Origin of the sequence: Paraburkholderia sp. HP33-1, from assembly GCF_021390595.1 — a bacterium.
In the GTDB taxonomy this organism is placed as follows: domain Bacteria; phylum Pseudomonadota; class Gammaproteobacteria; order Burkholderiales; family Burkholderiaceae; genus Paraburkholderia.
Genome location: NZ_JAJEJR010000001.1, coordinates 3,219,138 through 3,237,442, shown reverse-complemented (window position 1 = coordinate 3,237,442; position 18,305 = coordinate 3,219,138). Strand labels below are relative to the sequence as shown.

The following is an 18,305-nucleotide window of genomic DNA, read 5'->3' as shown; positions in this document are numbered from 1 at the left end:
TCGATGCTGTCTTCTGCCATGCGATTCTCGGCGCGCGCGAGCGCGAGCCGGATAGCAGTCGCCGCCCTGATGGGCGGCGCGTTGCTAACGGGCGCCTTTGCGGTTCCCGCCTTCGCGTCGACTCCAACAGCAGCGCCCGCCGATGCGAAGCCCGTCTACAGCGATGCCGCCGCGCTCGGCAAGCTGATGTTCTTCGATCCGGCGCTGTCGAGCTCGGGCAAGATGTCGTGCGCGAGCTGTCATAGTCCGGAGCACGCGTACGGGCCGCCCAACGGGCTCGCCGCGCAACTGGGCGGCGCGGACCTGCATCAGCAGGGCACGCGCGCAGTGCCGAGCCTGCGCTACGTGCTCAACCGTACGCCGGTCTGGACGCATGCGCAGGCAGCGAGCCTGTCCGAGCGGCTCAGCGAAACGGATAACGCGCCTGTCGGCGGCTTCGGCTGGGATGGGCGCTTCAACTATCTGCACGATCAGGCAAGCTTCCCGCTGTTCAATCCAAACGAGATGGCCAACAAGGATCCGGCCGCGTTGCTCGCGAAGATGCAGCGCGCGCCGTATGCAGCGCGCTTCAAGGAAGTATTCGGCCAGAACATCTTTGCCGATTCGTCGAAGGCATTCACGCAGGCGATGTACGCGATCGAGCGCTTCGAGCTCGAAGATCCGAGTTTTCATCCGTACACGAGCAAGTTCGATTACTACCTCGACGGAAAAGTGCAACTAACTGCACACGAATTGCGCGGCAAAAAACTGTTCGACGACCCCGCCGGCGGCAACTGCGCATCCTGTCATATTGACCAGCCGGGCGTGAACGGCGCTCATCCGCTCTTCACCGACTTCAACTTCCAGGCGCTTGGCGTGCCGCGCAACCCGGAACTGAAGGTCAACGCCGATCCCAAGTATTTCGACATGGGTCTGTGCGGACCGCTGCGCCTGGATCAGAGCGACAAGCACAATTGCGGGCTGTTCAAGTCAGTATCCCTGCGCAATACCGCGACGCGCCACGTGTTTTTCCACAACGGCCGCTTCCATACGCTGAAGGACGCGCTGCGTTTCTACGTGCAACGCGATACGAACCCGGCCAAGTGGTATCCGAAGGATGCGCACGGCAAAGTCGACAAATTCGACGATCTGCCGGTCGCACTGCGCGTGAACGTCGACACGACCGACGAGCCGCTGTCGCGCAAAACGGGTGAGCGCCCGGTATGGTCCGAGCGCGATATCGACGACGTCGCCGCATTCCTTGCAACGCTGACCGACGGCTACGATCCCAAGTCAAAGTAGGACCGATTCTCACCGAGAGTTCCGATCATCCTTGATTTAAAAGGCAAAAATTGTGGATGACCGGTGCCGGCGGGCATCGCGGCGCTATAATGCGCCGATCTTTGCTACCTTCCATCATCCCTCATGAGTCGGTTACTTTGCCTTTTCGTGCTTTCGCTCGGCCTCGCGCAAGCCGCGGCGGCCGACGAAAACAGCGACCGAATATCGGCGTATCTGACGCAGAAATTCGGGCTGACGAAGGACAAAGCTCAAAAGATTTCAGACGCGGTGCAATCCGCCGCCTCCAAATACTCCCTCCCTCCGGCGCTGTTGCTCGCCATCATCTCGATCGAATCCCGCTTCAAGGAAAAAGCCCGCGGCGCCAATGGCGCGACGGGGCTGATGCAGGTCGTGCCGCAGGCGCATCGCGGGCTGCTGCGCAACGTGAAGGACCTGACCGAGCCGGGCGCGAACATCGAGGCCGGTTCGGCGATCCTGTACGGCTATATGCGCTCGGCCAACGGCGATCTGAATGCCGCGCTGAAGAGCTATGGCGGGTCGAAGGCGTATGCGCAGAAGGTAAATCTGCGCGTCGGGGATTTTGCGGAGATCGCGTCGTCCGTGGACGGCGCTCAGGGGGCCGATGGGCGGCCCGCGTCGTGCGAGGCCGATCGGTGCGCGGGCACAAACCAGTGGGCGGCCGCGTTCAGCGTGCCGGCCACGCTTATCGCTCCCGCAGCGAGCGGGGCCGTCGCGGCGGCGGCGGCCGCGGCCTCTGGGGCGACTTCGGCCGCGACGGCAGGTTCGACGCGCTCGGCGTCGAACTAGGCGCACTCGCGCGGTTTCTTCTCCCGTGTCTGTCTGCACGCGCCGTGAAGCTCGGACGGCGCGCATCATGTTGAGACGCTGTTACCTGCCGTAATAGGTCGCGGGCTGCCCGTTGCCCGCTTTTTACGCACATTGCGCTGCCCGCTCTACAATGCATTCCCATTCGCGCTCACGAGGCGCTTCTTGCACCTGATCATGCAGACCCTTTTTTCCCGCACCACCACAGCGGCCCTGTTCGGCCTGCTGGCGCTCACGGCGTGCAGCAGCACGCCGCGGCCTCAATTCACTCAGGAACAGTTCCTAACTGGCGCAAGCCCGTACGCGCGCAATTTCAATTCGAGTACGACCGATAGCTGCGAAGCCGCGCGTCGCGCACTGCTGAGCCAGGGCTATCTGACGACGATGTCGCGCCCGGATACCGTCGACGGCACGAAGGATTTTCAGCCGACCAGCGATACCCATGTGTCCGTCGAATTTCACGTCGTCTGCACGCCCGGCGAAGAGGCGGCCAATACCAGCATCGTTTATGTGAATGCCGTACAGAACGGCTACGCGTTGAAGAAAAGCGATACGTCGGCGAGCGTCGGGCTCAGCGTGCTCGGTTCGCTGTCGCTGCCGATCCGCTCGAATAGCGACGCGATGGTGAAGATCTCGAGCGAGACGATTCCATCGGGCAAGTTCTACGACCGCTTTTTCAGCCTCGTCGATCACTATTTGCAGACCGTGGTGCGCACGGAGCCGGTGACGAGCAGCACGATCGAAACGCGAACATTGCCGGTAGCTGCGCCGCTTCAGGTGACGACCCCTGAGCCGGTGCCCGTGCCGGTACCGGCGCCGACTCCCGCCGCCGTTCAGGCGACGACGGCCGTTCCGGTTCATCCGACGTCGCCAGCGCCCGTTCAACTGACGACGGGCACGTCCGAAGCGGTGACACCTCCAGCCGCGGCTCAGGCGCCAACCTCAGCCTCCGCGCCCGCAGCGGTTCCGTTAACGATCCCGTCGCCGGCCTCCCAACTCGCCGACCCGATCGGCCAGGCGGCATCGATCGAACCCGCGAGCGGCTCGGCACAGGTGCCGTGATCGCGGCGCAGCGCGCCGTCGCATTCAGGCTGATCAAGCTCCGGTCAGCCTGTGATTCACCCGCGCAGCGAGATTCACCTTATGGTGTTTACGGTATACGTATACATACATAGTAGTAGTTAACAAGGGTTAACTGTTTCTGTGGATAACTCGCAAATGTCCCGGCGCTTCAACATCATGCGAAACCCATAACCCTGCGGAACACGTCGGTAGAAAAACTACATAAGTGGGATAAGTTCGAACGCCCGTTAACCGACCCCGCCTTTATCAAGATTTCGCGCACAGGCTGTTCGTCGTGCTATCCCGAAGTTGTTCAGAGGTCGCTGTGGATAACCGTCCCTCTGAATGATGCCTCCCGTTGCCTCCGCACCGACGCTTCGCGCGATGCGAAGCGCTCGCCAACGCACAGATTTCCGCCTGCCGAACGCGCACATTGATAACGCGGCACGAAGATTGCGCGTCTTTTTTTTGCAAGCGCAACTGTTGCTATTTCGTCAAAACCATTTGTACAGCGAACAATCCGGCCTAAAGTTAAAGTGCTTTCTGAGGTTCCTGATGCAGTGCGGGGGGATGTATGAAACGCAGATCAGCACGACAGCTAGTCCATCTTCTCTCGGACCTTCGGCATGCGGCCCATTGCAGTTCGCTACGCGCGGCCGCGACCAATCGGGCGATGGCACTGGCAGCCGCCGAGGCTGACGAGAAAGTCGACGCCGCCGGCGACGACAGCCCCGAGTCCACACGCGACACGCAGCGGGACAGACTCTTCCGGAGCAGATCATGAGAGCCGCGAGCGAGCAGTCGTTGCGGTTTCTGGTCGAGAAGTGGCTTGCGCCATTGCCTTCCCAGCCGGTTCACGTAACGGAGTTCAGCCGAACGCGCATGGGCGGGCGGCGTTATGTGCGAGTGGAGACGTCGGCGGAAGAGGGCGGGCGAGGGTTGTTCTTCTTTCGTCACGACGACGGCTGCTGGTGCGTGTTTCCGCCGACCGCCGATGCACCGAGCGTTGTCGCTCATCCGCGCGCGGCCTAGTTGGGCAAATCGGCGAGGCCGGCTGAACGCTCAACGGGTCAGCCGCACAACGAACCCGTTCACAACGCCTGCGGCGCACGCTGCCGGGCGCGCTTCCAGCCCGGCAGTACCTGACACACGATCAACCCCGCCAGCATCAGCGCACAGCCGAACAACGCGCGAGCCGTCAGCGTTTCGCCGAGAACGAGCCAGCCCGCGAACGCCGCGAACACCCCTTCCATGCTGAAAATCACCGCCGCGTGCGACGGCGCCGCGTAGCGCTGCGCGACCACCTGGATCGTATACGCGACGCCCACCGATAACGCCCCGCCGTATGCGATCGTCGGCGCAGCGCGCGCGATCACCGCGGTGCTGACCGGCTCCACGGCGAGACCGATCGACAAACACACGAGCCCGCAGACCACGAACTGCACGAGGGCGAGCATCAGCGTGTCGTGGCGCGCCGCGAAGCGGCCGACCAGCATCATCTGCGCGGAAATCACCAGCGCCCCCGCGAGCTGATACCAGTCGCCGTACAGCATCGAAAAATGCTCGTCGACGCTCAGAAAATACATGCCGAGCGCCGCGAGCAGTGCGCCAAGCCACGTACCGAGGCCGGTCCGGTGGCGAAACAGCACGCCGAGCAGCGGCACGATCACCACATAGAGCGAGCTGATGAAGCCCGCGTTCGCGATCTTCGTGAATTGCAGGCCGATCTGCTGCAGCGAAATCGACACGGCCAGCACGACACCGAGCAGCGCGCCCGCGCCAAGCAGTTCGCGGGCTCCACCGGGCGCGCGCTTCGTCAGCTCGGCGAGCGCCGGGCGGCGCACGCAGACGATCATCGTCAGTACGACGAGCGCGCCGAGCAGAAAGCGCAAGCCGGTGAACAGGAACGGGCCGATCGTATCGAGGCTCAGTCGCTGCGCGACGAACGCGGAGCCCCAGATCATCGCGGCGATCAGCATCAGCACGTTGGCGCGCAGGTGTTGGCGGGAATCGGGATTCAAGGATTTTTCTGATTTGGTGTGTGGATCGTGCCGGCCGCAGCACAGGCGCAACAGGCGGTGCTTGGCCGGTAAGGAATCGCTCACATGATACGCGGGCCTCGCGCGCGGGCAGGTAAAGCGCATCAGTCGCGCGATAATCGCGCAACGGCCGCGCGGCAATTGAACCGCGATATTCGGCTCCTTCACGAGCAAACCAAATGGACGACAAGGACTGGATCGCGGGCGCCGCGAAGGCGCTCGCGATCATCGAAGCATTCGACGAAGAGCACGCGCGCATGACGCCAACGATGGTCGCCGCCCGCGCCGGCCTGTCACGCACGGCCGCGCGCCGCTATCTCCTGACGCTGCGCGAGCTCGGCTACGTCGACACCGACGGCAAGCTGTTCTGGCTCGCCCCGCGCGTGCTGCGGCTCGGCCAGTCTTACCTCGATTCGGCACGCCTGCCGCGCACGGTGCAGCCGTTCCTGCAGCGGATCACCGCGACTGTGCAGGAAACCGCGCTGGTCGCGATCCTCGACGAACATGACGTGGTCTATGTCGCGCGCAACGGCGTCAATCGCGCGATGGCGGTCGGCTTCGTGACCGGCTCTCGCGCGCCGGCGCCATTGTCGTCGGCGGGGCTCGTGCTGCTTGCGTTCCAGCCGCCCGACGGTATCGACCAGTGGCTCGCGTCGTATCCGATCAAGGTTTTTACGCCTTATACCTATTCGACGGTCGAACGGCTGAGAGAAGTGCTCGGCGAAATCCGCCGCAACGGCTACGTGGTTACCGACCAGCAACTCGAGATCGGGGTGCGCGGCGTCGCGGTGCCGTTGCGCGACCGGCACGGCACGGTGGTCGCGGCGATCAGCGTCAGCATGCCGATCGGTGAAGAATCGGCGAACGCCGCGCTGCACCGCGTTTTGCCGGCGCTACAGGAGACCGCGAGCCTGTTGCGCAATCTGGTTTGAGCGTGCCGGAGCGGTCGGCGAGGCACGTGCCGGGCGGCTTCGGGTGGGCCTGGTCATGCCCCTGGTACGGCCTGCTGGGCAAATGAAAGTACGCTGAAAGTAAGCTGTCGCCCGGAAAATACATATCGGGTTTTGCGCATGACAAACCGCCTACGCCTGGGTAATACTCTCCCGCGGGGAGCGCAAGGCGCCTCGAAGTCCAGCCCGCTCCACCGTATAGCTGTTGTATTCATTCACATTGACTCAGTCGTCTGGTTTGGGGAACAACACATGAAGAAAGTTATCGTCTCGCTCGCAGCCGCTTCGATCGCGCTCGTTTCCGTTCAAGCTTTCGCACAGGCATCGGAAGCCGCTCCCGCAGCAGCGGCAAGCGCACCGAAGAAGCACCACACGAAGCAGCTGAAGACCCACGGCAAGAAAGCACACGTTTCCGCGGAAGCTTCCGCAGCAGGCACGAACGACAAAGGCACGCAAAACTGATCCGAAGCCCGCTCGTCGGGCGCGCCGTACCGCTGCGCCGGGCCGCTAGTCGGTCGATGCAGCCGTGGCGGCAGATGCGTTGCCAGCAAAAAGGCCAGAGCATGCTCTGGCCTTTTTGCTTTTGCGGCGGGTCTTGCTTGGGCGGATCAGCCCTCGAGTCCGCGCCGGATCACTTCATCCAGCAGCCCGTTCAGGCCGTCCGGATGCGTGGCGGCGCGCGTTTTCAGCTCTTCCACCAGTCCGCTGTTCAGCTTGCACGCAAACGGGACCAGGCCTTGCGCCTGATCGAGCTTGCGCTGCTCGCGCCGGTCGATCTTCGGCTCGGTCGCCGTGCCCTTGCCGCCGCGGCTCGCGGCCGCCTGCTTCATCGCGTTGCCCAGTTTCAGTGCCTTGTTCTTCTCAAGGTCGGTTTTTTTCATCGCCATCGGAAAGGCCTCTGCGAAATAGATCAACCCGCATTGTACGCAAGCACGCGGCGTCAGCCGATGCGGTCCGGCTCGCCGGCGGAAACGCTGTCCATCAACGCGCGCATCCTCTGCCAATGCGTGCCTTCCCAGAACACGCGTCCGCAGATGTCGCACGTGACGAAGCGGCTATGCCGTTGCAGCACGCCGTGCGGCACGCGCGGGCCGGCTTCCTCGCGCCCGATGCGCCGCAGCGGCGCGTTGCATACCAGACATAGCCGGAACGGCTGGGCGCTGCGCGCGAGATCGAGCCGTTCAAACACTTCGCGCAACTGCTCTCGCGGGCGCAGCGCGCGCACATAGCAGCCGTGCGTGATGTTGCGGCGTTTGAGCAACTCGCGGTCGCGCGTCAGCACGATGCGCTGTTGCGCGGCGGCGAGCGCCTCGATATCGGCGTCGGGAAAGTGATTGTCATAGAGCGTATCGAAGCCCGCGAGCCGCAGCAGCGGCGCGAGGCCGCCGAGATGCGCATCGGCGATGAAGCGCATCACCCGCAATGGCCGCTCGCGCACGCGCAGCAGCGGCTGGATGTCGAGCGCCTCGAATTTCGGATAGACGGCGACGCGGTCGCCGTCGGCAAGCGGATGATCGAACCCGACCGAGTCGCCGTTCACGAGTATCAGCTCGACCTCGGTATGCGGCACGCCGAGCACTTCGATCATATGCTTGGTCGTCGCGTCGCGAGCGCAGACGCAGGTAAACGCTCGCCGGCGCAGCGGCCGGGCGATGAAGTCGTTAAGCTCCTCGTAGAAGCGGAATGTCGCCGTGACCATCTCAGGAGTATGGCACCGCTCGTGTTGCGCGTTGTCCTGCGCTTGTCGCATGAGTGTGCTTTACTTCGGGTTCTTTAGAAGACGGAGCGATAGATGGACATCGGTTTTATCGGTCTCGGCGAGATGGGCGCCGCGATGGTTGCAAACATTCTGAAAGCCGGGCACCAGGTGCGCGTGTGGAACCGTTCGCCGGAAAAGGCGCAGCCGCTGGCCGGGCTGGGCGCGCAGATCGTCGCGACGCCGGCAGAAGCGTTTGCGGGCGACGCCGTGTTCTCGATGCTCGCCGACGATGCCGCGCTGCGCGAAGTCATCACCGCGTCGCTGCTCGAACATGCGCCGCGCGGGCTGATCCACGCAAACATGGCGACGATTTCCGTGGCGCTCGCCGAGGAACTGGCGACCGCGCACGCGTCGCGCGGCGTGCACTATGTCGCCGCGCCAGTGCTCGGACGGCCTGACGTCGCAGCGGCGGGCAAGCTAACGATCGTCGCGGGAGGCCCGGCCGAATCGATCGACCGAATCCAGCCGATTTTCGACGCGCTCGGCCAGAAGACCTGGCGCATCGGCTCGCTGCCGCAGCAGGCAAATGTGATGAAGCTGGCCGCGAACTTCATGCTCGGCGCGGCGATCGAGGCGCTCGGCGAAGCGGCCGCGCTCGTGAGCGGCCACGGTGTCGCGATGCAGGATTTCCTCGACGTGATCACGAACGGCCCGTTCCCGGGACCGGTGTACTCGGGCTACGGCAAACTGATCGCCGAGCAGCGCTTCGAACCGGCGCTGTTCAAAGCGCGCCTCGGCCTCAAGGACGTGCGCCTCGCGCTCGCCGCCGCCGATGCGGTGACGACGCCGATGCCGGTCGCGAGTGTGGTGCGCGACAGCCTGATCGAGGCGATCGCGCACGGCGACGGCGAGAAGGATTTCGCGGTGCTGGGTCAGGTGGCGACGCGTCGCGCCGGCCGTTGACGATGGTTGTGGATCGCCGGACCAACGTGGCCGCGTGAAGTTACGAAGGGCGGCAAGGCATAATAGTCGCCCGATTCTCCCTCACCCCGATTTCGATGACTCTGCACACCTGGTGGCTGTTCGCCGTCACCGTTTTCGTCGTTTCCGCTATTCCCGGTCCCAACATGCTGCTCGTGATGACGCACGGCGCCCAGCACGGCCTGCGCCGCGCAAGCGCGACGATGGCCGGCTGTCTGTCGGCGTTGGTGCTGATGCTGGCGGTATCGGCGGCGGGGCTTGGCGTGTTTCTGTCGGCGTGGCCGACAATGTTCAATGCGCTGCGCATGATCGGCGCGGCCTATCTCGTCTATCTGGGCATTAAGGCATGGCGCGCGCCGGCTGACGAAACCGCTGCGCAAAACGTCGACGAACTGACAGCCAAACCCGCGCGCTCGCGCTTTGCGCTATTTCGCAACGGTTTTCTGGTCGCGAGCAGCAATCCGAAGGCGATTCTGTTCGCGGCCGCGCTGCTGCCGCAATTCATCGATGCGGCGCAGCCGAAGCTGCCGCAATTCGGCGTGCTGGTCGCCACGTTCGCGTCGATCGAAGTCAGCTGGTATCTGGTGTACGCGGGCTTCGGCACGCGCATCGGTACGAAGCTGAAGAGCCGCAGCGTCGCGCGGATGTTCAACCGGCTGACGGGCGGCGTGTTCGTCGGTTTCGGCGCGATGATGGCGCTGGTGCGTCATTAAGCAGCTTGCGTCTGGGCAGACAAGGGGAAACTGAACCATACGAATGTGACCGTTGTATGTTCGCAACATCGAGGGTCAACCCTAATTTGCATGTTGCGACGCACCAAGCGGTTTGCTATAGTACGTCTTGTCTCCTCCATGTCTCCTCTGATATGGATTCAGCCCGCCAACCTAGGCGGGCTTTTTTTTGCCCGGAATTCAGCGGACAAAATGAGCGCGCTTTAAAGCAAAAAGCCGGTCTGTAAAGACCGGCTTTTCCGTGGGATTGCGGACGCTTGACCTCTTGCCGACGTCCGCGGGCCGGTTCGCCTAGCGCTTCAAGCCGGTGTCTTCGGCCGCGCCAATCGCGAGGTTCATACACTGGATCGCGGCGCCCGATGCGCCCTTGCCGAGATTGTCCAGACGCGCCACGGTCACGAAGCGCTCCTCGTTACCGAACACAAACAGGTCGACGCGATTGGTGTCGTTGTTCGCCTGCACGTCGAAGAAGCCGTTATCGAGATTCGCGTCGGCGCTGAACGGTGCGACGTGCACGAACGCTTCACCCGCGTAGTACTCGGCGAACAGAGCCTGCACGTCCTGCGGCGTGGTCTTCTTCGCAAGCTGGTCCGGCGAGAAGTACGTGGTGACCGAGAGGCCCTTGTAGAAGTCGCCGACGATCGGCGTGAAGATCGGCGCCGACTTCAGGCCGGTATGTGCGGCCATTTCCGGCAGATGCTTGTGCGTGAGGCCGAGCGCGTACGGGCGCGGACTCTTCAGCCTGTCGTTGCCGCCCGCTTGGTAGTCGGCAATCATCTTCTTGCCGCCGCCGCTGTAGCCAGTGATCGAATAGGCGTGCGCGGCGAACTCGGGCGCGACTACGCCGGCTTGGACGAGCGGGCGCATCGCGAGCACGAAGGCCGATGCGTGGCAGCCCGGCACTGCAATGCGTTTGGCCGTGCGCAGACGCTCGCGTTGCGAGCGGGCCAGCTCGGGCAGGCCGTAGGCCCAGTCGGCCGACGTGCGGAACGCGGTGCTCGCGTCGATCAGCACGGTGCGGCCGTTGTCGACGAGCGATGCGGATTCGCGCGAGGCGACGTCGGGCAGGCACAGGAACGTGACGTCCGACGCGTTGATGAGACGACGGCGCTCGTCGAGATCCTTGCGCTTGGCTTCTTCGATACGCAGGATTTCAACGTCGGCGCGCTGCGACAGGTATTCAAAAATCTTCAGGCCGGTGGTGCCTTCCTGTCCGTCGACAAAAACTTTCGTGCTCATCTCGATCTCACTCGCTGGAAACGGGGCGCGACGCCGCGCCGGAACGCCATTTTAAGACTTCATCGCCGCGCACGTGCGGTGCAGCGCGAAAAAACGACGATGCGCGCGGAGCGTGACATCGGCGTGACCTGTTGCGAGGTGAATGCGGGCCGAAGACCGCCGATAAGCGGCAGATGAGCGCGGCGCCATCCCGGCGGCGTACAGCCGTTACCTGCGCGCCGCGATCCAGCGCGCGGTGACGTCCGCAATCCGCTCGCCGAACAGCCGGGCGGTTTCGAGGTCCCCGGGCGGCGGTGCTTCCTCGGCCGACGCATCGGCCGCTGATTGCGTGAGCAGTCCGGTAAAGCCGCCAACGAAGTTCAGATCGTCGCGCGTCGCGGCCTTCGTGTTCGACGGCATCATGCCGGTGCCCGCCCAGATCATGCTGTGCTGCATCGCCAGCGTGACGAAGTACTGGATCGTCGAGAACTTGTCGCCGTTCATCGTCGCCGAATTTGTGAAGCCGGCCGCGATCTTGTCCCTCCACGCCTGGCCGAACCACGGTTTCGAACTCGCGTCCGCGAACTTCTTGAAGTCGGCCGACGGGCCGCCCATGTAGGTCGGCGCCCCGAAGATCAGCGCATCGGCCGCGGCGAGCTCGTCCCACGAGGCGTCGTCGAGGTCGCCGACCGGCATCAGCTTCGCCTGCGCACCGGCTTCGAGCGCGCCGGCGAGCACGGCTTCGGCGACCTTCTTCGTGTGTCCGTAGCCGCTGTGATAAACGATGACGATCGTCGGCATGGAGGGCTCCAGCAAGGCAATCAGAAAGGCGAACGGGAAAGCAACGCAGTGCAGCGCGACGGCGCGCCAGGACGACCACGACGAGCGCCGCTAGCGCCCGTAATTGATCACCAGCCGCGCGCTGCCGATCGCGGCCGTGCCGATCTCGTGATCGAACATCAACGCGGGACGTCCTTGCGCGAGACGCAGATTGGCCGAGTTCAGCGCGTACACGGTGATGATATAGCGATGCGGTTTGCCGGGCGGCGGACACGGGCCCCCATAACCGTCGGTATCGAAGTCGTTGCGCGCTTCGACCGCGCCGAGCTTCTGCAGGAAACCGGACGAACTCGCATTTTCGGGCAGGCTGTCGACGCTAGCCGGGATGCCTGCGACCGCCCAGTGCCACCAGCCGCGCCCCGGCGCGTCCTCGTCGAACATCGTGATCGCGAAGCCGCGCGTGCCGGCCGGCGCGTTGCGCCATGTCAGTTGCGGCGAATGGTTGCCGCCCTTGCAGTCGTTCTGGTCGAACACCTGCGCGCTCTGCACCGTACCGCCCCCGCGCACGTTCGCGCTCGTCAGCGTGAACGCGCCGTCGGCCCGCGCACCGCCACTATGTGCCGCGAAGAGCGCGAGCATCGCGCCGACCGCGAGCGATCGATCCCGCCACGATGAAGCCAGCGAAACAACCAGGCAACGCATGCGCATATGCCGGTTCTCCTGTCAGGGCGCGAGGCGGATCTCCTCGCGATGGTCGTTGTCCTTAATTGTGCCCCAAGGTCGAATCAAGTCTAACATTAGCGCTGATTAGCTCTGCGATGCATTATGTTCGCGTCTCGCGGAATTAGCAGATAGGAAATCAGCTATAGTGGCAGGCATAGTCGCGCGACCCTGATGGCATTTCACTCGCTTAAATGGCGAGCGTTGAAATAAGTGTTAGAAGTTGTGGAGACCGGTTTATCCGTCCAGAGGAGGACGATGCAAGTTTCACTCAGGGTCGTGGTTGCAGATGATCATCCGGTCATTCTGTTTGGCGCAGAACATGCGCTGCTCAAGTTTCCCGGTATGCAAGTCGTTGGGCGTGCAAGGCAGTCGACGGAACTCGTCAAAATGCTGCAATCCACCGAATGCGACGTGCTCGTCACCGACCTGGCCATGCCAGGCGGCCAGTACGGCGATGGCTTGCAACTGATCGACTATTTGCGCCGCAATTTCCCGAATCTGCCGATCGTCGTGCTCACCATGCTCGAGAACGCCGCGTTGCTCAAACGGCTCAAGGAGCTTGGCGTGACGTCGGTCGTGAACAAATCGGACGATCTGAGCCACATTGCGCTCGCGGTGCAGCACGTCGGCCGTCGCATCGGCTATATGAGTCCGTCGGTGAAGGCGGTGCTCGATGGGTTGAGGGTCAATTCTGCCGGCAGGCGCGACGACTCGAAGCTGTCGCGGCGCGAACTCGAAGTCGTACGCCTGTTCGTGTCGGGCATGACGATCAAGGAAATTTCGGAGCGTTTGAATCGAAGCATCAAGACGATCAGCACGCAGAAAAATGCGGCCATGCGCAAGCTGGGAATCGATCGCGACTCCGAACTATTCAAATATGCTCAGAGTAATGGTTTGCTGAATCTGTCGTCGAATTTGCGTAAGGACACCGGCAGCGAGTCCTGATATCGCGCATCATTTTGTCCGCAAGCCGATCGGCGATAAAAAAGCCGCCTGTTTCGCAACAGGCGGCTTTTTCATTCATTTCGCATAAAGCGACAGTGCTTTACTGCGGCGCAGCCGTTGCACCGCCATGCGCAGCCGACCACTCGGCCGGCGCGTGCAGGAATTTCTCCACTTCGTCGATCGTCTTCGTGTCGAAGTAGTTGTTTGCCTTCGCGACACGCAGCACGTCCCACCACGTGGCGAGCGCGTGCAGATCGACGTCGATGTCTTTCAGCACCGACACGCTTTCCTTGAAGATGTTGTAGTGGAACAGCACGAAGCAATGGTTCACCGTGGCGCCGGCGGTGCGCAGCGCGTTGATGAAGTTGATCTTGCTACGGCTGTCGGTGGTCAGGTCTTCGACCAGCAGCACGCGCTGGCCTTCGGTCAGGAGACCCTCGATCTGCGCGTTGCGGCCGAAACCCTTCGGCTTCTTGCGCACGTACTGCATCGGCACCATCAGGCGATCGGACAGCCAGGCCGCGAACGGGATGCCCGCGGTTTCGCCGCCGGCGACCGCGTCGATCTGCTCGTAGCCAACGTCGCGCAGGATCGTCGCTTCGGCCATTTCCATCAGGCCACGGCGCACGCGCGGATACGAAATCAGCTTGCGGCAGTCGATATACACCGGGCTTGCCCAGCCGGACGTGAAAATATACGGTTTCTCCGCGTTGAAATGCACTGCTTGCACTTCGAGCAGCATCTTGGCGGTGGTGTCGGAGATCGTCTGGCGATCGAAGCCTGTCATGGGCGGATCCTTCGGAATGAGCGGGGGAGAAGCGGGCGCTGGGCCCGGTGGCGCAGCAAGCGGGGTATGCCGCGCCATGTTGGGCGGGATACGCGGCCGGGGGCAGAGCACAGACCGGCGTTTGCTGCGCGCGTGGGCGGCTATTTTACCTGAAATGGGTCGTCCCGAGGAGGCTGTCGTGAGCGGCGGTGCGGGGGCGCTTCGCCGCGCGCATCGTCTTGTGACCGGCTGAGGCCGCCTTTACACTCACGCGACTTCTCCGGGCCGCTGTCCGCACAGTCGCCCCATGACCTACGGAATGCTTTCAATGAACGCCGCCCCACCCGCCATCTCGACCGACACCCGCCTTCCCGACAATCAGGGCTATGCGGGCCGCGCGCTGCTCGCGTCGGTGCTCGGCTACGCGATGGACGGCTTCGATCTGCTGATTCTCGGCTTCATGCTGCCGGTAATCGCCGTCGACCTGCATCTGAGCTCGTCGCAGGCCGGTGCGCTGGTGACCTGGACGCTGATCGGCGCAGTCGCGGGTGGCGTGATCTTCGGCGTGCTCAGTGATTATTACGGGCGTGTGCGAATGCTGACGTGGACGATCCTGGTCTTCGCGGTGTTTACCGGTCTGTGCGCACTCGCGCAGGGCTACACGGACCTGCTGGTTTATCGGACGATTGCGGGTATCGGGCTCGGGGGCGAATTCGGCATCGGCATGACGCTCGTCGCGGAAGCGTGGCCGGCGGCGCAGCGGGCGCGGGCTTCATCGTATGTCGGGCTCGGCTGGCAGCTTGGCGTGCTGGCGGCCGCGTTGCTGACGCCGCTGCTGCTGCCGGTGATCGGCTGGCGCGGCATGTTCGCGCTGGGGCTGCTGCCGGCGCTAGCGTCGTTCTTCGTGCGACGCCGCGTCGAGGAGCCGGCGCTTTTCAACGAACGCGTCGCGCGCGGCATGCGCAAGCTGCCGCTCAAACTGCTGTTTGTCGATGCGCGCACGGCGCGCGCGAGTCTCGGCGTCGTAGTTCTGTGCTCGGTGCAAAACTTCGGCTATTACGGGCTGATGATCTGGCTGCCGAGCTATCTGTCGAAGACTTTCGGCTATTCGCTCACCAAATCAGGGCTGTGGACCGCCGCAACGATCCTCGGCATGGCGTCCGGCATCTGGCTATTCGGCATCGCCGCCGACCGCTTCGGCCGCAAGCCGACGTTCCTGTTCTACCAGGCGGGCGCTGTCGTGATGGTGTTCGTGTATGCGCAACTGACGACGCCGGCGGCACTGCTGATCGGCGGTGCGGCGATGGGGGTGTTCGTGAACGGCATGATCTGCGGCTACGGCGCGCTTATATCGGAGCTCTATCCAACCGATGCGCGCGCCACCGCGCAGAACGTGCTGTTCAACGCTGGCCGCGCGGTGGGCGGTTTTGGGCCGCTCGTCGTGGGCGCGCTGGCGGCACGGTACTCGTTCGGGGCGGCGCTCGCGCTGCTGGCGTCGATTTACCTGTTCGACATCTTCGCGACACTGTTCCTGATTCCTGAGCGACGCGGCGCCGAACTCGACTGACCGCATCGACGCCGTGCGGCCATCAATCGTGTCGGGAACGAGCACAGTCCGCGTGCGGCGACGCAGCATCGGCGGCGATTGCTTCGCTAATGGCGAGTCCTGTTAACCACGCAGTGCATCGAAGCATTCGGGGTGTACACTGATCGACCCGCGAAGCACTCCACATCATCCCGTCTTCGTCGAGGTAAGCCATCGCGCCTGACTAGGCGCGTGCGAAACCTGCCTCGGTCGGCTATGCGTCCGACAGATGAATGCGCTGCAACGGTGTGGGGCACCGGGCCCAATCACTTACGTCTCGCAGGCCTAGAAATGGACGAACAACTCAAGCAAAGCGCTCTCGCATATCACCAGAATCCGAAACCTGGCAAGATTTCGGTGACGCCCACCAAGCCGCTGTCGAACCAGCTGGATCTGTCGCTGGCGTATTCGCCGGGTGTGGCCGCAGCCTGTATGGCGATCTACGACGAACCGCTCGACGCGCAGAAGTACACGTCGCGCGGCAACCTTGTCGGCGTGATCACGAACGGCACCGCGGTGCTCGGCCTCGGCAATATCGGCCCGCTCGCCGCGAAGCCGGTGATGGAAGGCAAGGGCTGTCTGTTCAAGAAGTTCGCGGGCATCGACGTGTTCGACATCGAACTCTCCGAGTCGGATCCGGACAAGCTTGTCGAGGCGATCGCGATGCTCGAGCCGACGTTGGGCGGCATCAACCTCGAAGACATCAAGGCGCCCGAGTGCTTCTACATCGAGAAGAAGCTGCGCGAGCGTATGAAGATTCCGGTCTTCCACGACGATCAGCACGGCACCGCGATCATCGCGTCGGCGGCCATTCTGAACGGCCTCAAAGTGGTCGGCAAGAAGCTGGACGAAGTGAAGCTGGTCTGTTCGGGCGCGGGCGCGGCGGCCATCGCGTGTCTGGATCTGCTCGTCAATCTTGGTCTGTCGAAGAAGAACGTTCTCGTCGCCGACTCGAAGGGCGTGATCTACGAAGGGCGCGGCAACCTCGATCCGTCGAAGGAGCGCTATGCGGCGCACACCGAAGCGCGCACGCTCGCCGATGCGATCCGTGGCGCCGACGTGTTCCTCGGCTGCTCGAGCGCCGGTGTGCTGAAGCCGGAAATGGTCGCCGAAATGGGTTCGCAGCCCCTGATTCTCGCGCTCGCGAACCCCGAGCCGGAAATCCGTCCGGAAGAAGCGAAGAAGGTGCGCCCGGACTGCATCATCGCGACCGGCCGTTCGGACTACCCGAACCAGGTCAACAATGTGCTGTGCTTCCCATTCATCTTCCGCGGTGCGCTCGACGTCGGCGCGACGACGATCACCGAAGAAATGAAGCTCGCGTGCGTGCGCGCGATCGCCGAGCTGGCCGAAGAAACCGACCAGGGCGATGAAGTTGCGAAGGCCTACGAAGGCCACTCGCTCGAATTCGGTCCCGAATACCTGATTCCGAAGCCGTTCGATCCACGCCTGATCATCAAGATCGCTCCGGCCGTCGCTCAGGCTGCGATGGATTCGGGCGTCGCGACCCGTCCGATCCAGGACATGGATGCGTACCGCGAACAGCTCGGCGCGACCGTCTATCGCTCGGGCATGGTGATGCGCCCCGTATTCGCGGCGGCGAAGTCGGCACCGGCGCGCATCGTGTTCGCGGAAGGCGAAGACGAGCGCGTGCTGCGCGCCGCGCAATTCGTGCTGCTCGAAAAGATCGCCAAGCCGATCCTGGTCGGCCGTCCGTCGGTGATCGAGATGCGTCTGAAGAAGATGGGCTCGAAGCTCAAGTGCGGCGAAGACGTCGAGATCGTCGATCCGGAAGACGATCCGCGCTATCACCAGTGCTGGCAGGCGTATCACGAACTCGGCGCGCGCGAAGGCGTGACGCCGGACGTCGCGAAGGCCGCGATGCGCAAGTTCAACACGCTGATCGGCTCGATCCTCGTGCGCCTTGGCGAAGCAGACGGCATGATCTGCGGCATGATCGGCCAGTACCACACGCACCTGAACTTCATCGAGCAGGTGCTCGGCAAGGCCAGCGACGTGCAGAACTTCGCCGCGATGAACCTGCTGATGCTGCCGGGCCGCAACCTGTTCATCTGCGACACGTACGTGAACGAAGTGCCGACCGCCGAGCAGCTCGCCGACATGACGATGCTCGCCGCGCGCGAAATCGAGAAGTTCGGCATCACGCCGAAGGTCGCGCTGCTGTCGAACTCGAACTTCGGCAGCGCGCCGTCGTCGTCGTCGCAGCGCATGGCAGCGGCGCGCAAGCTGATCACTGAACGCGCGCCGTCGCTCGAAATCGACGGTGAAATGCATGGCGACGCGGCGCTGTCGGAGGCGATCCGCAAGGCCGCGTTCCCGGGCACGACACTCGCCGGCGAAGCGAATCTGCTGATCATGCCGAACGTCGAAGCGGCGAACATCGCCTACAACCTGCTGAAGGTCGTCGGCGGCGAGGGCGTGACGGTCGGTCCGTTCCTGCTCGGCGCGGAAAAGCCGGTGCACATCCTGACGCCGGCCGCGACCGTGCGCCGGATCATCAACATGACGGCGGTCGCTTCGGCGAACGCGCGCAAGCCGGTGAACGCGAAGTAACCTGCATCGCGTGACGTTGAAGCGGGCTCGGTAATCACGCGCTCGCGATCGCGCCGTCAAAAGCGCTACGGAACTCCGGTTCCGTAGCGCTTTTTTTCCGCGCAAAAAAATGGCGGTCTGCGAAGACCGCCGCCTTTTCCGTTCAG

At 63.5% G+C, this 18,305-nt stretch carries 18 protein-coding genes; 11 read left to right on the top strand and 7 right to left on the bottom strand.

Annotated elements, in window-relative coordinates:
• The first annotated feature begins 3 nt into the window (after positions 1–3).
• The 4 genes from L0U81_RS14940 to L0U81_RS14925 all read left to right on the top strand — a co-directional run bounded on the left by L0U81_RS14940 (position 4) and on the right by L0U81_RS14925 (position 4,200).
• Positions 4–1,281 (top strand): cytochrome-c peroxidase, encoded by a 1,278-nt coding sequence (locus tag L0U81_RS14940; protein ID WP_267956800.1) that lies wholly within the window; start codon positions 4–6, stop codon positions 1,279–1,281.
• A gap of 123 nt (positions 1,282–1,404) precedes the next feature.
• Positions 1,405–2,088 carry a lytic transglycosylase domain-containing protein gene (locus tag L0U81_RS14935; RefSeq protein ID WP_233803815.1) on the top strand — a complete coding sequence of 228 codons (684 nt, stop codon included), beginning with the start codon at positions 1,405–1,407 and terminating at the stop codon, positions 2,086–2,088.
• Between the two features lie 195 nt (positions 2,089–2,283).
• Positions 2,284–3,168, top strand: a complete 885-nt coding sequence (locus L0U81_RS14930) for a DUF2242 domain-containing protein (protein ID WP_233803813.1) — start codon at positions 2,284–2,286, stop codon at positions 3,166–3,168.
• Positions 3,169–3,948: 780 nt separating this feature from the next.
• Complete coding sequence (locus L0U81_RS14925) at positions 3,949–4,200, top strand: hypothetical protein (RefSeq protein WP_233803811.1); 252 nt, start codon at positions 3,949–3,951, stop codon at positions 4,198–4,200.
• Between the two features lie 59 nt (positions 4,201–4,259).
• Here L0U81_RS14925 and L0U81_RS14920 read toward each other — a convergent pair whose 3' ends face one another.
• Complete coding sequence (locus L0U81_RS14920) at positions 4,260–5,189, bottom strand: DMT family transporter (protein ID WP_233803809.1); 930 nt, start codon at positions 5,187–5,189, stop codon at positions 4,260–4,262.
• A gap of 197 nt (positions 5,190–5,386) precedes the next feature.
• Here L0U81_RS14920 and L0U81_RS14915 point away from each other — a divergent pair, with 197 nt between their 5' ends.
• Together L0U81_RS14915 and L0U81_RS14910 are read left to right on the top strand one after the other, a co-directional pair.
• The gene (locus L0U81_RS14915; RefSeq protein WP_233803807.1) at positions 5,387–6,139 is read left to right on the top strand and encodes an IclR family transcriptional regulator domain-containing protein; all 753 of its coding nucleotides are present in this window, start codon (positions 5,387–5,389) and stop codon (positions 6,137–6,139) included.
• 270 nt (positions 6,140–6,409) lie between these two features.
• Positions 6,410–6,619 carry a hypothetical protein gene (locus tag L0U81_RS14910; protein ID WP_233803805.1) on the top strand — a complete coding sequence of 70 codons (210 nt, stop codon included), beginning with the start codon at positions 6,410–6,412 and terminating at the stop codon, positions 6,617–6,619.
• A 146-nt stretch (positions 6,620–6,765) separates the two neighbouring features.
• Here the strand turns inward: L0U81_RS14910 and L0U81_RS14905 are convergent, their stop codons facing one another.
• Both L0U81_RS14905 and L0U81_RS14900 read right to left on the bottom strand, forming a co-directional pair.
• Positions 6,766–7,044 carry a hypothetical protein gene (locus L0U81_RS14905; RefSeq protein ID WP_233803803.1) on the bottom strand — a complete coding sequence of 93 codons (279 nt, stop codon included), beginning with the start codon at positions 7,042–7,044 and terminating at the stop codon, positions 6,766–6,768.
• A 53-nt stretch (positions 7,045–7,097) separates the two neighbouring features.
• A complete protein-coding gene (locus L0U81_RS14900) occupies positions 7,098–7,856 on the bottom strand; it encodes a Mut7-C ubiquitin/RNAse domain-containing protein (protein ID WP_233804347.1) in 759 nt (252 codons plus the stop codon).
• A gap of 93 nt (positions 7,857–7,949) precedes the next feature.
• Between L0U81_RS14900 and L0U81_RS14895 the strand changes: the two genes are divergently transcribed.
• Both L0U81_RS14895 and L0U81_RS14890 read left to right on the top strand, forming a co-directional pair.
• Positions 7,950–8,819 (top strand): NAD(P)-dependent oxidoreductase, encoded by an 870-nt coding sequence (locus tag L0U81_RS14895; protein WP_233803801.1) that lies wholly within the window; start codon positions 7,950–7,952, stop codon positions 8,817–8,819.
• A 95-nt stretch (positions 8,820–8,914) separates the two neighbouring features.
• Positions 8,915–9,550, top strand: a complete 636-nt coding sequence (locus tag L0U81_RS14890; RefSeq protein WP_233803799.1) for a LysE family translocator — start codon at positions 8,915–8,917, stop codon at positions 9,548–9,550.
• A gap of 309 nt (positions 9,551–9,859) precedes the next feature.
• On the opposite strand, the gene argC is transcribed toward L0U81_RS14890, so the two are convergent.
• The 3 genes from argC to L0U81_RS14875 form a co-directional block, all read right to left on the bottom strand.
• Complete coding sequence (gene argC, locus L0U81_RS14885; protein WP_233803797.1) at positions 9,860–10,807, bottom strand: N-acetyl-gamma-glutamyl-phosphate reductase; 948 nt, start codon at positions 10,805–10,807, stop codon at positions 9,860–9,862.
• A gap of 207 nt (positions 10,808–11,014) precedes the next feature.
• Positions 11,015–11,587: a flavodoxin family protein gene (locus tag L0U81_RS14880; protein ID WP_233803795.1), complete on the bottom strand. Its 573-nt coding sequence runs from the start codon at positions 11,585–11,587 to the stop codon at positions 11,015–11,017.
• A gap of 90 nt (positions 11,588–11,677) precedes the next feature.
• Entirely contained in the window at positions 11,678–12,274 is a 597-nt protein-coding gene (locus L0U81_RS14875) for a YbhB/YbcL family Raf kinase inhibitor-like protein (protein WP_233803793.1), read from the bottom strand.
• A gap of 270 nt (positions 12,275–12,544) precedes the next feature.
• Between L0U81_RS14875 and L0U81_RS14870 the strand changes: the two genes are divergently transcribed.
• Positions 12,545–13,234: a response regulator gene (locus L0U81_RS14870; protein ID WP_233803791.1), complete on the top strand. Its 690-nt coding sequence runs from the start codon at positions 12,545–12,547 to the stop codon at positions 13,232–13,234.
• A 100-nt stretch (positions 13,235–13,334) separates the two neighbouring features.
• Here L0U81_RS14870 and L0U81_RS14865 read toward each other — a convergent pair whose 3' ends face one another.
• Entirely contained in the window at positions 13,335–14,021 is a 687-nt protein-coding gene (locus tag L0U81_RS14865; RefSeq protein WP_233803789.1) for an orotate phosphoribosyltransferase, read from the bottom strand.
• Positions 14,022–14,328: 307 nt separating this feature from the next.
• On the opposite strand from L0U81_RS14865, the gene L0U81_RS14860 reads away from it, so the two are divergent.
• Positions 14,329–15,567, top strand: a complete 1,239-nt coding sequence (locus tag L0U81_RS14860; protein ID WP_233803787.1) for an MFS transporter — start codon at positions 14,329–14,331, stop codon at positions 15,565–15,567.
• A 309-nt stretch (positions 15,568–15,876) separates the two neighbouring features.
• Positions 15,877–18,159, top strand: coding sequence for an NADP-dependent malic enzyme (locus L0U81_RS14855; RefSeq protein ID WP_233803786.1), 2,283 nt, complete (start codon positions 15,877–15,879; stop codon positions 18,157–18,159).
• Positions 18,160–18,305 lie beyond the last annotated feature (146 nt).